Raw genomic sequence first — 13,961 nt, 5'->3', positions numbered from 1 at the left:
ACTATAAATTATAGCACACGGGCTCTTTGATTTCAATGGATTTTAATCTCTTGACTGTACCATCAGAAGAATGCCGCCCTCGTACGATACATGCGCGGTCTCCTCGACAATCTCATTGCTCACGCACAGACCACCCGAAGTATTCGGCAGATAGTGATGGTCGAGCGGGTAGGCGAAGCCCTCCAGGGTGATGGATGCGACTTCCTTTTCCAGCGGGAAGAACGAAACGTACTTTCCGAACTGCTCTTCTTTCCGGATTTCAAACGAAGTTTCCACCGGAATCGTAATCAGATTGCGGCTGTCCACGATGTAAGCCGGAATTTTCTTCTCCCATGCCGTTTTCAGGTTCTGCACAATACTTAAGAAATGGTCGAGTCTTCCTCCTGTTGCTCCGAGGATCGTGATTTCACTGCTTCCCAGAACAATCGCCTGCTGAAATGCGATGTCCGTGTCCGTATTGTCCTTCATGGGATTAAATTCCCGGATCGGTGCGACATGGTTCTCCTTGTAATAATTTAAAATCTCCGGAGATAAACTGTCAAAATCTCCCAGAATATACGTCGGCATAATCTGGTAATGGTAGCAGAACTCCAGTCCCCGGTCTGCTGCCAGGATAATATCAAACTGCTGTTTCTGAAGATATGGGAAGGCAAAATCCGGTTCGATCATCCCTCCCGAAATAATACATGTTCTCACGTTTCCCTGCCTCTTTTTTCTGTCTTTTTGTATCTTATTCTGCCTTTTTGCTGTATAAAGAAATTTTTTCCTGCAGCTCGCGCACGTTCTGCTCGATGTTGCTGCCAAATACAGCAGAGCCTGCCACGATGATGTTGGCACCTGCCGCAAGGACTTCATCGATGGTCGCGCGGTTGATGCCGCCATCGACCTGAATGTGCACATGCTCCAGTCCCTTTTCATCCAGCATTCTGCGGAGCGTACGGATCCTCTCCGTCGACTCCGGGATATACTTCTGGCCGCCGAAGCCAGGATAAACGCTCATAATCAGAATCATTTCTACCTGATCCATCACGTCCGTAACCGCAGAAAGCGGCGTATCCGGATTTACGGCAACTCCGGCATCTGCGCCTGTTTCATGAATCTTTTTCACGGTTTCTGCCAGATCGCGGCATGCCTCCGCGTGAACCGTGATCATATCCGCCCCGCAGCTTTGAAATTCTTCTACGTACCGCTCCGGGTCCTTTACCATCATATGAACATCAAAATACAGACTGCTTTCTTTTCGGATCGACTTTACCACCGGCATTCCAAACGAAATGGATGGTACAAACATTCCATCCATAATATCGATATGAAGCCACCGGCACTCTGCTTTCTCTACCCTTTGGATCTGTTCTCCGAGACGGTTGAAGTCTGCGGATAAAATAGAAGGTGCCAACTGATATACTCGGCTCATGCTAGTATCTCCTCTTTTCCTGTTCTTTCAGTTCTTCATAGAACATGGTATAGTTTTCAAATCTTTCTTTGCTGATATTTCCCTGTTCCAGTGCCTCTTTGACGGCACAGCCCGGCTCTTTTCCGTGGATGCAGCCGAGGAAACGGCATTTTCCTTCGTACGGATGAAATTCCGGGAAAAAGTTTTTCAGCTCCTCTTTTTCCATATCGGTTGTATAAAGCGAGCTGAACCCCGGCGTATCGCACAGATACGTCTCATGGTCGATCGGGATCATCTGGGAATGGCGCGTCGTGTGTTTTCCTTTTTTCAGCTTTTTGCTGATCTCTCCGGTCTCCATCTGGATTTCTTTCTGCATCCGGTTTGTGATCGAAGATTTTCCGACGCCGGACGGACCGGCTACCACCGTTGTTTTCCCTTTCAGGTATGCTTCCACTTCCTGCATGCCCTGCTCTTTCGCTGCACTCACCGTAAAGACACGGTAACCGCAGTTCTCATAGACGCTTCGCAGATGGTCTGTGTAATCTTCCCCCGCAAGATCTCTTTTATTGAAACAGATTGCCGTCGGAACGTTCTGCTGTTCCATCATCACAAGAAAACGGTCCAGAAGCGTCAGGTTCGGGGTCGGATTTTCCAGCGCAAAAATCACAAGCGCCTGATCGATATTGGCCACTGCCGGACGGATCAGTTCATTTTTTCGCGGCAGAATCCGGGTCATATTTCCTGTTTTTTCCGCTTCATCCAGAATCTCGATTTCCACAAGATCTCCGACGAGCGGTTTCTGGCCTTCCTTTCGGAAAATTCCTTTTGCTTTGCACTCATAAATGCCGGATTCTTCTACGTCTACGTAGTAGAATCCGGCAATTCCTTTCATAATCTTTCCTGTCATACTCACCCTTCACTCAACGGAACCGATGGGTACTGTGCAATTGCCTGATAACTTCCGCTCGAATCCATCTCATAGAAGACGATTCTTCCGGTAGAAGAAGCAGACGATGAAGCACTCCAGTTGGTGTTGACAGAATACGGCCAGCTCGTAATGGCCTGTCCGTCCATGATGGTGATGGAGGTTTCGTTTCCGTTTCCATCATCCTGGATCAGCTCAATTTTTGCAATACCACCCTGATACTGATCCGGCGCACTTAAGGTCTGGCTGCAGGACCAGGTAACATCCGTAGCGGTATTTGCGCCCGGCTCGGCCGGTGTCGGGGTCGGTGTATTCTCATCCGGCGTCGTTGGCTGTGCACTTGGGCTGTTGACATAAATCGTAACGTCCGAACCTTTCTTCACTTTGGTTCCGATTGCCGGGTCAACCTCCATGACTTCACCCTCGGCCACCTTGCTGCTGGTTCCTGTTTTTACAATAATATTGAAATCGCTCAGGATTGATTTTGCAGTTTCCTCATCCAGACCAATTACATCACGGATTGCAATTTCTTCCGCGTCCTTTGATCCCTTGCTGACAACGAGGGTAACGGTGGATTCCGGTGCAACCTGGCTTCCTTCGGCCGGATCAACGGAAATTACGTATCCTTCGGCAACGGTATCGCTGAAATCCTCTGTGGTAGAAACCTGAAGTCCAAGCTGGGTCAGAGCAGCGCTTGCAGCGTCTTTCTGTGTTCCCACAATGCCGGTCGGAATCGTTACGGTTTCTTTTCCGGAGCTTACATAATACGTAATCGTTGCATTTTTATCGACTTTCGTTCCCGGTTTCAGATCCTGGCGGCAGATCTTTCCTGCCTCAATGACATCCGATGCCTCGGTTCCGCCGTTGACCACACCAAGTTTCAGGCTGTTTGCCAGTGTGGTTGCATCTGCCTCGGTTTTATTGGTCAGATCCGGAACGGTTACTTTTTCCTCTTCTTTGCTGCTGGAAGAAACAACTTCCGTGCTGCTCGAAGATGATGCGGAACTGGAAGAGGCTGCGGTCGGTCCTTTTCCGCCGACAATGCCGGCTGCCTGTGCAATAAAGTAGATCAGCATGCAGATGATGATGGCTGCAATCGCAAAACCGCCGATTGTGATGATCTTTTCGAGTTTGTTTCCGGCTTTGTCATCGTCGTCGTCATCGTCGTAGTAGGAATCGTCGTCATCCTCATCGTAGGAATCGCGGTCATCCTCTTCTTCGTCCTCATCCTCGTCTTCTTCGTCCTCGTAGCTGTAATCTTCGTCCTCTTCCTCATCCTCGATCTTGCTGTAGCGCTTGCGGGCCGGCTCCTCTGCCGTCTGCGCATTTGCCTTTGCTGCTGCGCCGGAACGGATCTGGCTTAACTCCTCTGCGGATACCATAACAGTCTCGGCGTGAGAGCTTAACGGAGTTACTTTTACGAAATTGCCCTGCGGCTCCATCAGCGAATGCTTCAAGTCGTCGATCAGCTCCGCCATGTTATTGTAACGGCGGTCCGGGCTCTTCTGGGTACATTTTAAGATAATCTGCTCCAGTGCGAACGGAAGGTTCGGGGTATATTTGGATGGAGATTCAATCTCCTCCTGCAGATGCTTGATTGCGATGGCAACGGTGGTGTCGCCGTCAAACGGCACTCTTCCGGTTACCATCTCGTACATGGTGATACCAAGGGAATAGATATCACTCTTATAGTCCGAATATCCGCCGCGCACCTGCTCCGGAGAGCTGTAATGTACGCTTCCCATAACGTTCGAACTGATCGTATTGGAAGAAGTTGCCTTTGCAATACCAAAGTCGGAAAGTTTTACTTTTCCGTCTGTGGAAATGATGATGTTCTGCGGTTTGACATCGCGGTGTACAATATTGCGGTTGTGTGCTGCTTCAAGACCAAGGGAAACCTGAATGGCGATGCTGGTTGCCTCTTTTACGCTCAGTTTTCCTTTGCGGTCAATGTAATCCTTCAGAGTAATTCCCTCGACAAGCTCCATGACGATATAGTAAACGCCGCGGTCCTCCCCGACATCGTACACGTTTACAATATTCGGATGGGACAGTCCTGCTGCGGCCTGTGCCTCCGTGCGGAACTTGCGGATAAAGGTTTTATCCTCCCGGAATTCCGGTTTTAAAACCTTGACGGCCACCATGCGGTTCAGCTTGTGGTCTTTTGCTTTGTAGACATCAGCCATACCGCCGGAACCGATCCGGCTTATGATCTCATATCGTTCTCCTAAAATAACGCCCTCTTTTAACATTCTTTCACCTCGTTTGTAAATGGTTCAACGACAATGACTGCGATATTGTCTCTGCCGCCATTTGCATTTGCTTTATCAATTAAACGTTTCGCCTTGTCCTCACCGTCTTCTCGGCAGATGAGTTCGAAAATCTCCTCATCCGTTACCATGTTGGAAAGGCCGTCCGAGCACATCACCAATTGATTGCCCTCTTCAAGCTGAATGTCAAAGAAATCAATCTTTACGGTATCCTGTGTGCCTACTGCTCTGGTAATAATGTTTTTGTCCGGGTGATTCCGCGCCTGCTCGGGAGTGAGTTCTCCAAGGCGCACCATCTCTGCGATCAGGGAATGGTCCTGCGTCACCTGGTCAAACGTGCCATCTGCTGCCAGATACAGCCTGCTGTCTCCTACGTTTGCAACGTAGGCATAGTTGCCGACAACCGTAGCTACTACCATCGTCGTACCCATGCCTTCCATGGATATATCTCGTTTTGCCTGCTCAAAAATCTGGCTGTTTGCTGCTTCAATTCCATGCCGAATGATCCGCACCGGGTTGAAATTCGTATCCCTTTTTACAGATTCCACCAGTACAGAAACACCGTAACGCGAAGCAAAATCGCCCGCGTTATGGCCTCCCATGCCGTCTGCAACGACAAAGAGGTTCGGAAGGTTTCCGACCGGAGAGGCGGAGGCAAACACAAAATCCTGGTTCATCGTCCGTTTCTGTCCGATATCGGTTGCAGAAAATACCTTCATGCTTTTTCTCCTGTATTGACAGCCGCTTTTTTACGGCTGTTCGTTTGATTTATCAATAAAACTTTTTCTTAACTGTCCACAGGCTCCGTCAATATCAGCGCCCATTTCCCTTCTAATAGTAACATTAATTCCGTATTTTTCAAGTTTATTTTTGAAATTCTCTACGACTTTTTTCGTTGATTTCACGTAATCGCGCTCTTTGATCGGGTTGACCGGGATCAGATTTACGTGGCAGTTGATATCCGAAATACGCGAGGAAAGCTCTTTTGCATCAGCCTCGCTGTCATTTTTTCCACCAACAAGAGAATATTCAAATGTAATCCTGCGTCCTGTTTTTGCAAAGTAATTGCGACACGCATCAAGTACCTCATCAATGGAATATTTATTGGCGATCGGCATCAGCTCACGGCGCTTCTCATCGTTTGGTGCATGGAGGGAAAGTGCCAGGGTAATCTGGAGTCCCTCATCCGCCAGTTTATACATATTCGGTACAATTCCACAGGTTGAAACCGTGATATTCCGCTGGCTGATATTGAGACCCTCCGGGCTGGAAAGCAGTCGCACAAAACGCACCAGATTGTCGTAATTATCCATCGGCTCTCCCGTCCCCATCACAACCAGATTGGAGACCCGCTCCCCTGTGTCCTCCTGAATCCGGTAAATCTGATCCAGCATCTCCGACGGTGTCAGACACCGCACCAGTCCGCCGATTGTGGACGCGCAGAAGCGGCAGCCCATCCGGCAGCCGACCTGGGATGAGATGCAGACGGAATTTCCGTGGTAGTACTTCATCCAGACGCTCTCGATCACGTTGCCGTCGCTAAGGCGGAACAGGTATTTTCTCGTTCCGTCGATTTTAGACTCCTGCACCTGCACTTTTTCGAGACAGGTAAGCGGATACTGTTCCTTTAATTTTTCCCGGAAGGCAAGCGAGAGATTCGTCATCTCATCGTAGCTGCCCGCCAGACGATGATGCATCCAGTCGTATAACTGTTTGGAACGGAATGGCTTTTCTCCCATCTGCTGGCAGGCGTCCTTTAATTCGTCTAAGGTCATTGATTTAATATCCATCTGTTACGCCCGTCCTTCCTCTGTTTTCCGGAATTTTGCAAGGAAAAATCCGTCTGTCTTGTGTACCCCCGGGATCAGCTGCAGCTGTCCTTCGGCCGTTTCTCCGCTTTTCAGCTCATCCGGCAGCAGTTCATCCAGACTGACTGCTTCAAACGGGAACTGTTCCAGAAACCATGCGGCATTCTCGCCGTTTTCTTTTCTGTTGACGGTACATGTGCTGTACAACAGTGTGCCGCCCGGCTTTACGTACGATGCGGCATTTGCAAGGATTGCCCGCTGAATCCGTACCAGCTCCTCTTCTTTTTCTTTTGAAGCGTAATATTTGATATCCGGCTTTCTGCCGATGACGCCGTATCCGGTGCACGGCAGGTCTGCAATCACAACGTCCGCTTTTCCGATCCATTCCGCATCGAGCTGTTCCGCATCTTTTACCTTCGGCACGACGCAGGAAACACCTACTCTCTGCACATTTTCCCGGATCAGATCGACCTTGTATTCGGTGAGATCACGCGCTTCCACGCATCCCTGATTTCTCATTTTATCTGCTGCATGGAGGCTCTTTCCGCCCGGTGCCGCGCAGAGATCCAGCACCTGGTCACCCGGCTTTGGATCCGCCAGATGCGCCGCCATCATGGAGCTCACATCCTGAATCTGGAACCGGCCTTCCTGGAAGGCATTCAGTGATGCGATCGTCTCAAAGTTTTTCAAATAGAACGCCTCGCCAAGATACGGCGCTTTTTCCAGCTCTGCCCCCTGGCTTTCCAGGCTTTTCTTCGTCTCCTCGATCGTATTGTTCCAGCGGTTGATACGGATCGTCACCTGTTTTTCTTTCAGGAAATCCGCCATCATCGTTTCTGCCGTTTCTTTTCCGTACTGGGATACGAACTCCTCAACCAGAAATTCCGGCATGGAGTATTTCACGGAAAGATACTGCGTAGTATTGTTCTCCTTCGGCATCGGCAGATGATCTTTCTCCCGCACGATCGTGCGCAGAACGCCGTTGACAAAGCCCTTTAAGTTGTAAAAATGCTTCTTTTCCGCCAGTTTCACCGCCTCATTGACGACTGCCGAATCCGGTACTGCGTCAAGAAAACGGATCTGGTACACCGACATCCGTAAGATCGCACGAATCACCGGCTTGCATTTGTTGATCTTGATTTTGGAATACTGATTGATGATGTAGTCATTCTGGATGCCGTATTCCACGGTTCCCTCGCAGACCCGCTTGATAAACGCACGGTCCTGCCGCGGCAGGAACTGGTATTTATCGAGGGCGTCCCTTACAGCAAGATGGCAGGGCGTTTTCTCCCTGTCCATCTCAAGCAGAATGTTCATAATCAGCTCTCTTGTATTGATTGTATCAGTCATCATTTCTCCTAAATGCTCCGGATAAAATCAGCAGCCGGAGCAGCTGCAGCAGAGAACCGATCACCGCTGCCACGTATGTCATGGCTGCAGCCCAGAGTACTTTCTTGACTCCGTCGTGTTCCGTCTCTGTCACCATACCGCCCTCACTGAGCATTTTTAATGCTCTTCTCGACGCATCGAACTCGACCGGAAGTGTTACCACCTGGAATGCCAGTGCCAGCACAAACAGCCAGATCCCGGCTTTCACCAGCATCGGAAGGCTGAAAATCAGTCCGATCAGGAACAGCGGCCAGAAAAGCTGGGATCCAAGGTTCGCTGCCGGAACAATGGCGCTTCTTACTTTCAGCGGCACGTAATCCGTATTGTGCTGTACGGCATGGCCGCACTCATGCGCTGCGACGCCGATCGCTGCGACCGAGGTTGAATCGTAAACCGCATCCGATAAATTCACGGTTTTTGTCCGCGGATCATAGTGGTCGGTCAGTTTACCGGATACGTGGCGGACGGTCACATCGTAGATGCCGGCCTGATGCAGAATGCGCATCGCCGCCTCGCGTCCCGTCATGCCGCTGTACGAGCGGACGGTCTGATATTTGCTGAAAATCGTGTTCATGCGGGCGGATACCGCCATGGAAATCAGTGCGGCAAGAATCACCAGCAGATACGTACTGTCATAAAAAAGTCCCATATCGTTTTTCTCCTTTTTTCTCAGGCACAGCAGCCATCACACCGCTGTGCCGTTCCCCGCCTTAACTTCAGGTTGCTTTTTCTCTTTTATTCGCCAAGTCTGGTACCCGGCTCGATCGCATAGCCGCGCAGGAAATCGGCGGTCTTCATCCGTTTCTTTCCTTCGAGCTGCAGCTCCTCGATCACCAGAATGCCGTCTCCCGTCTTTACATGGAGACCTGTCTCATCTGCCACCCAGACTTTTCCGGCACTCTTCGTCGGATTCTGTCCCGGAATTTTCGAAAACAGATCGCCGCCGAACATGGCAATGACTTTGGCATCCCAGATTTTCAGGTTCTTTCCGTTTACTTTTGTAAAAGCACTCGGCCACGGGCTCATCGCACGGATCTGACGTTCGATCTCAACGGCACTCTTCGTCCAGTCGATCTTTCCGTCTTCTTTTTTGATCATCCGCGCATACTCTGTAGTGCTTATCTCCGGCTGTTTTTCCGGTGTCACTTCGCCTTTTTCAAGTCTTGGAAGTGTCTCCACCAGAAGTTTTGCTCCGGCTGCGGCGAGCTTGTCAAAGAGACTGCCGCCGGTCTCATCTGCTGCAAGCGGAACTTCCACTTTCGTCAGCATATCGCCTGTGTCGAGGCCTTCATCCATCTTCATAATGGTTACGCCGCTCACTTCATCGCCGTTCATGACAGCCCACTGGATCGGCGCTGCTCCGCGGTAAGCCGGAAGCAGGGATGCATGAACGTTGATGCATCCGTATTTCGGCATGTCCAAAATCTCTTTTGGAATAATCTGGCCGAATGCAACGACAACGATCACATCCGGCTCCATTTTCCGGATCTCCTCGATCGCCTCTGCATCCCGCACGCGGCGCGGCTGATAGACCGGAAGGCCGTGTTTTTCGGCTGCCTCTTTCACCGGTGTCGGCATCATCTGTTTTCCGCGGCCCTTCGGTTTGTCCGGCTGGGTCACAACGCCTGTGATCTCATAACCGGCCTCCACGAGTGCCTCAAGTGTTCCCACGGAGAAATCCGGGGTTCCCATAAATACCACTTTCATCTGAAGTCATCTCCTTTATTTTAAGACTTACTCTTCGTCCTCGTACTCCTCATACTCATCGTACGTGTTGTCCCAGAGTTCACCTTCTACTTTTTCTGTATACATATGTCCATCAAGGTGATCGCACTCGTGGCAGATGCAGCGGGCAAGAAGTTCGGTTCCCTCCAGTTCAAACGGCTGCATGTCGCGGTCCAGCGCTCTTACCTTTACGTAATTCGGACGGGTTACTGTACCGGATTTTCCCGGAAGGCTTAAGCAGCCTTCTGCTCCTGTCTGGCTTCCGGAAGTCTCCAGGATTTCCGGATTGATCAGAAGATGTGGGGTTCCATCCACATCCATGACTACGATTCTCTTTAAGATGCCGACCTGCGGTGCGGCAAGGCCGACACCGTTTGCCTCATACATGGTGTCAAACATGTCGTCGATCAGCTCGCTGATTCTTGGTGTCATCTTCTCCACCGGTCTGCATTTTTTCGTTAATACGCGGTCGCCTACGACTCTGATTTCTCTGATTGCCATAATTCTTTTCCTTTCTTTTGCTCTTCTATTATAAATAATCTATGTGTAAATAGTATGAAAAAACTAATACTTTCTGCTGAAGTCAAACTGTAAATAAACGGTACGGAAGCCTTTGTTAATCTCGATATACCGCTCCAGTTTTTCCCGCAGCTCTGCCAGCACCTCTTCCTGCGGCGCGCGTACATACACGGCCATGCGGTACAGGTCATTGATTTTCGACACTGCCTCACTTGCCGGGCCGATGATCTGGACTTCGCAGTTTCCCCGGATGCGGATGAGATATCTGCGAATGTATTCCATCGCCTGCGCCAGATGCGCTTCATCCTCCCCGGCTCCGTGGATCGCCAGAAGCTCCGCCGCCGGGGGATATCCCATCAGACGGCGGTAGTCCATTTCTTTCTCGTAAAATGTCCCGTAATCCTGCTCTGCCGCCGTCTGAATGCTGTAATGTTCGGGATGGTACGTCTGAATGACTGCCATTCCCGGCTTTTCGCCTCTTCCGGCGCGGCCGACTGCCTGCGTCAGCAGCTGAAACGTACGCTCCCCGGCACGGTAATCGACTGCATTCAGGGAGAGATCCGCCGCCAGCGCTCCCACCAGCGTGACATTCGGGAAATCGTGGCCTTTTACGATCATCTGGGTTCCAATCAGGATATCGGCCTCCCCCGCCGCAAATGAGGACAGGATTTCTTCATAACTGTTTTTCGTTTTTGTCGTGTCGCCATCCATCCTAAGAACGCGTGCCTTTGGAAACAGCTTTTTCACGTTCTGCTCGATCTGCTGTGTGCCGGCACGGAAGCCGCCGATGTACGGGGAACCGCACGACGGGCACGCATGTACCTGCGGTGTTTCATAACCGCAGTAATGGCAGACGAGCTTTCCGTTATTGTGTGCTGTCAGTGATACATCGCAGTGCGGGCATTTCATCACATGGCCGCATGCACGGCATGAGACGAAGCCCGCATAGCCTCTGCGGTTCAGAAACAGTACAACCTGTTCCTTTTTTTCAAGCCGTTTTTCGATCTCTTCCCGCAGTTTTCCGGACAGAATCGAACGGTTTCCCATCTGTAATTCTTCCCGCATATCCGCGATCCATACGGACGGAAGTGCTGCATTTCCGTACCGCGCATCCATCCGGAACAGCGCGTACGCTCCCGTCTCGCAGGCGTAAGAAGCATCCACCGACGGCGTTGCCGAACCCATCACCACATGGGCATGCTCCAGCCCGGCACGGCGCACAGCGGTCTCCCTTGCATGGTAGCGCGGCGTCACTTCACTTTTATAGGAGGTTTCATGCTCCTCATCGATTACGATCAGCCCCAGATCCGGAAACGGTGCAAAGAGTGCGGAACGCGGACCGATCATAATACTGACCTCCCCGCGCCGCGCGCGCTCCATCTGGTCGGCGCGCTCGGACGGTGTCATCCGCGAGTTGACCACCGTGACCCTTGTTCCAAACCGTGCGCAGAACCGCTCCACGTTCTGATACGTCAGCGCAATCTCCGGGATCAGCACGATCACCTGTTTTCCTTCCTTCAGCACTCGCTCCATCAGCTCCATATAGACGAGCGTTTTGCCGCTTCCCGTCACACCGCGGATCAGGCAGGGGCGGTTCTGTCCTTCCCATTCCTTTCGAATGCCGTCCACCACGGCCTGCTGCTGTTCGTTTGGTTTTCCCGCAGTTGTTCTTCCTGCCGCATCAGATACCGGATTTCTCCAGGTGCTCGTACGGCGGATTTCCAACACGCCCTGCTCTTCCATCACGTGCAGCGTATCTGCCGTGATTTTCAGTTTCTTGCTCACAACCGGCCCTGGAAGAACCGGCTGGGCCAGCAGCGCGTTTAAGAGACGGATTCTCGCTTTATAATTTTTCTTTCTGTAGTTTTCCAGCAGCTCCTCACATCTCGCAGGATCTGCAAGAAGCGCAATTTCGCGGGTTTCTTTCCCGCGCGCCTTTACTTTGACCGGAAGCACCGTCTTTAACGCCTGGATCATCGTCGATCCGTACGTATGACGCATCCACGCGGCGAGCGCGATGAGCTTCGTCTCTACGGTCGCCGCATCCTTTTGTACCGCGAGGATGGCCTTCATCCGGTCCTGCGGATATTTCGGCTCGTTTCCGACGGAAAGCACATAGCCGGTGATCGTGCGGTTTCCATTTCCAAACGGAATCTGTACCGCCGTTCCCGGACCGATCTCCCCTGTCAGTTCCGGCGGAACCTTGTACTGAAAGGTCCGGTCCAGTTTTTCATTTGTGATGTCTACGATTACATCAGCGTAAACGCCGCTCATACATTCCCCTTACTTTCTTCCAGTATTTCCCGGATCAGCACGCGCTCATCCATCTCGTACCGTTTCCCCTTCCGGATCTGATACGTTTCGTGGCCTTTTCCCGCGAGCACCACGAGATCGCCCGGCTGCCGGTTTTCGATCACATACCGGATCGCCTCCTTACGGTCTGCAATCTCAACGAAAGCGCCTTCTGTCTTCCCGATTCCCGTCCGGATATCGTCCAGAATCGCCTGTGGTTCCTCATCCCGCGGATTGTCCGAGGTGATGACGGTCAGATCCGCCAGACGCCCCGACACCTCTCCCATCTGGAATCTCCGGTCCCGCGCGCGGTTTCCGCCGCAGCCGAAGAGACAGATCAGGCGCTTCGGATGGTACTTCCGCAGTGTCTTTAACAGGCTTTCGAGGCTCATCGCATTGTGTGCGTAGTCAATGAGAAGCGTCATTTCCGGATACACCGGAACTGCCTCACACCGCCCACGGACGCGGACTGCGGAAAGTGCCTCCTGCATCGCCTTTTCCGGGATTCCCATCTGCGCGCAGACCGCAATGGCGGCAAGCGAGTTGGAAACGGAAAACAGACCCGGCAGATCTACCCGTACCGGAAAATCCGCTGCGCCCTGCACCCGGTATGAGACACCGAGCACGCCGGGCGCCTGATCGAGTGCTGCATCTGCTGCCATAAAATCAGCTTTTTCCCTGCATCCGAATGTCACCAGACGGCAGGTGCTCTGCCTTATGATCTCCGGAAACCTTTTGTCATCCCGGTTTACAATTCCGGTTCTGCAGGTGCGAAGCAGCTTCTTTTTGCAGGACAGATATTCTGCAAACGATGCATGCTCCCCGGCGCCGATGTGGTCGTTTCCAATGTTGGTGAACACACCGTAATCAAACGTAATTCCATCACACCGGTGCTGTTTTTCCGCCTGCGAGGAAACCTCCATCACAACATGGGTGCAGCCCTCCCGCATCATTTCAGAAAACAGCTTCTGCAGCACAACCGGCTCCGGCGTTGTATTTTCTGACGGAATGCTTTTTTCCCCGATCCTCGTCTCGATCGTTCCGATGAGTCCTGCGTGGATCCCTGCTTTTCGCAGGATTTCGTAAATCATATATGCAGTCGTCGTCTTTCCCTTCGTGCCGGTCACTCCGATTGTCACAAGGTGCTGCGCCGGATCGTCCTCCCAGGCACAGGAAAGCTGTGCGAGTGCTTCTCTGCTGTCCTTTACTACGAGTACGGTTACCTTTTCCGGAATCCCTTCCAGTTCCCGCTCCGCAACCAGGACAGCAGCGCCCCTCTCGACTGCTTCTTCTGCATATACGTGCCCGTCCATCCTGTTTCCGCGGATGCAGACAAACACGTTCTGCGGCTGTACTTTTCTGCTGTCGCATGTGATTCCTGTAACTTCCGCATCCAGACTGCCCTGCTGGAGCTGATATGCGATCCGTTTTTGTAACGTGCGCATGTTTTTCATGCCGGGACCTCCCTTTCACGTTTCAAATCCCTACGACTCAGATACTTTTATAGAATACCATAGTCCGAAAAACATTTCAATGTGCGCAATGTCGGTTTCTTCTTGATTTTTGCCCCCATAAACTTTATAATAGTTCTATATTGATGCCTGGTTTTTTCGTATCAAAATCTATGAACTGCAAAGAGA

At 51.4% G+C, this 13,961-nt stretch carries 12 protein-coding genes; all 12 read right to left on the bottom strand.

The window, feature by feature from the left end:
* Positions 1 to 42: 42 nt before the first annotated feature.
* The 12 genes from PGS38_RS09230 to PGS38_RS09175 all read right to left on the bottom strand — a co-directional run bounded on the left by PGS38_RS09230 (position 43) and on the right by PGS38_RS09175 (position 13,775).
* Entirely contained in the window at positions 43 to 696 is a 654-nt protein-coding gene (locus PGS38_RS09230) for a thiamine diphosphokinase (protein WP_147342458.1), read from the bottom strand.
* Between the two features lie 34 nt (positions 697 to 730).
* The gene (gene rpe, locus PGS38_RS09225) at positions 731 to 1,414 is read right to left on the bottom strand and encodes a ribulose-phosphate 3-epimerase (protein WP_117509647.1); all 684 of its coding nucleotides are present in this window, start codon (positions 1,412 to 1,414) and stop codon (positions 731 to 733) included.
* A 1-nt stretch (position 1,415) separates the two neighbouring features.
* Positions 1,416 to 2,300 carry a ribosome small subunit-dependent GTPase A gene (gene rsgA, locus PGS38_RS09220; protein WP_055219788.1) on the bottom strand — a complete coding sequence of 295 codons (885 nt, stop codon included), beginning with the start codon at positions 2,298 to 2,300 and terminating at the stop codon, positions 1,416 to 1,418.
* 2 nt (positions 2,301 to 2,302) lie between these two features.
* Positions 2,303 to 4,570 carry a Stk1 family PASTA domain-containing Ser/Thr kinase gene (pknB, locus tag PGS38_RS09215; RefSeq protein ID WP_117509648.1) on the bottom strand — a complete coding sequence of 756 codons (2,268 nt, stop codon included), beginning with the start codon at positions 4,568 to 4,570 and terminating at the stop codon, positions 2,303 to 2,305.
* The gene (locus PGS38_RS09210) at positions 4,564 to 5,307 is read right to left on the bottom strand and encodes a Stp1/IreP family PP2C-type Ser/Thr phosphatase (protein ID WP_022463152.1); all 744 of its coding nucleotides are present in this window, start codon (positions 5,305 to 5,307) and stop codon (positions 4,564 to 4,566) included. The genes pknB and PGS38_RS09210 overlap by 7 nt, the downstream gene beginning before the upstream one ends.
* Positions 5,308 to 5,337: 30 nt before the next feature.
* Positions 5,338 to 6,378 (bottom strand): dual-specificity RNA methyltransferase RlmN, encoded by a 1,041-nt coding sequence (rlmN, locus tag PGS38_RS09205; protein ID WP_117509649.1) that lies wholly within the window; start codon positions 6,376 to 6,378, stop codon positions 5,338 to 5,340.
* 3 nt (positions 6,379 to 6,381) lie between these two features.
* A complete protein-coding gene (rsmB, locus tag PGS38_RS09200; RefSeq protein WP_117509650.1) occupies positions 6,382 to 7,746 on the bottom strand; it encodes a 16S rRNA (cytosine(967)-C(5))-methyltransferase RsmB in 1,365 nt (454 codons plus the stop codon).
* Complete coding sequence (locus PGS38_RS09195) at positions 7,739 to 8,434, bottom strand: zinc metallopeptidase (protein ID WP_022463149.1); 696 nt, start codon at positions 8,432 to 8,434, stop codon at positions 7,739 to 7,741. Before PGS38_RS09195 ends, rsmB begins: the two co-directional genes overlap by 8 nt.
* A gap of 86 nt (positions 8,435 to 8,520) precedes the next feature.
* The gene (gene fmt / locus PGS38_RS09190) at positions 8,521 to 9,492 is read right to left on the bottom strand and encodes a methionyl-tRNA formyltransferase (RefSeq protein WP_118660194.1); all 972 of its coding nucleotides are present in this window, start codon (positions 9,490 to 9,492) and stop codon (positions 8,521 to 8,523) included.
* Between the two features lie 27 nt (positions 9,493 to 9,519).
* Positions 9,520 to 10,011, bottom strand: coding sequence for a peptide deformylase (gene def, locus PGS38_RS09185; protein WP_055219778.1), 492 nt, complete (start codon positions 10,009 to 10,011; stop codon positions 9,520 to 9,522).
* 63 nt (positions 10,012 to 10,074) lie between these two features.
* Positions 10,075 to 12,303 (bottom strand): replication restart helicase PriA, encoded by a 2,229-nt coding sequence (gene priA / locus PGS38_RS09180; RefSeq protein ID WP_270476178.1) that lies wholly within the window; start codon positions 12,301 to 12,303, stop codon positions 10,075 to 10,077.
* Positions 12,300 to 13,775, bottom strand: a complete 1,476-nt coding sequence (locus tag PGS38_RS09175; protein WP_117801949.1) for a UDP-N-acetylmuramoyl-L-alanyl-D-glutamate--2,6-diaminopimelate ligase — start codon at positions 13,773 to 13,775, stop codon at positions 12,300 to 12,302. The genes priA and PGS38_RS09175 overlap by 4 nt, the downstream gene beginning before the upstream one ends.
* Between the last annotated feature and the right edge of the window lie 186 nt (positions 13,776 to 13,961).

This window comes from Fusicatenibacter saccharivorans (assembly GCF_027667425.1).
Lineage (GTDB): Bacteria > Bacillota > Clostridia > Lachnospirales > Lachnospiraceae > Fusicatenibacter > Fusicatenibacter saccharivorans.
The sequence above is the reverse complement of the archived record's forward strand: the minus strand, read 5'-3'. Positions and strand labels throughout refer to the sequence as shown.

Coding starts and splice junctions, on each gene's coding strand:
- rpe (WP_117509647.1), bottom strand. CDS start 1,414: ATGAGCCGAGTATATCAGTTGGCACCTTCTATTTTATCCGCAGACTTC.
- rsgA (WP_055219788.1), bottom strand. CDS start 2,300: ATGACAGGAAAGATTATGAAAGGAATTGCCGGATTCTACTACGTAGAC.
- pknB (WP_117509648.1), bottom strand. CDS start 4,570: ATGTTAAAAGAGGGCGTTATTTTAGGAGAACGATATGAGATCATAAGC.
- PGS38_RS09210 (WP_022463152.1), bottom strand. CDS start 5,307: ATGAAGGTATTTTCTGCAACCGATATCGGACAGAAACGGACGATGAAC.
- rlmN (WP_117509649.1), bottom strand. CDS start 6,378: ATGGATATTAAATCAATGACCTTAGACGAATTAAAGGACGCCTGCCAG.
- rsmB (WP_117509650.1), bottom strand. CDS start 7,746: ATGACTGATACAATCAATACAAGAGAGCTGATTATGAACATTCTGCTT.
- PGS38_RS09195 (WP_022463149.1), bottom strand. CDS start 8,434: ATGGGACTTTTTTATGACAGTACGTATCTGCTGGTGATTCTTGCCGCA.
- fmt (WP_118660194.1), bottom strand. CDS start 9,492: ATGAAAGTGGTATTTATGGGAACCCCGGATTTCTCCGTGGGAACACTT.
- def (WP_055219778.1), bottom strand. CDS start 10,011: ATGGCAATCAGAGAAATCAGAGTCGTAGGCGACCGCGTATTAACGAAA.
- priA (WP_270476178.1), bottom strand. CDS start 12,303: ATGAGCGGCGTTTACGCTGATGTAATCGTAGACATCACAAATGAAAAA.
- PGS38_RS09175 (WP_117801949.1), bottom strand. CDS start 13,775: ATGAAAAACATGCGCACGTTACAAAAACGGATCGCATATCAGCTCCAG.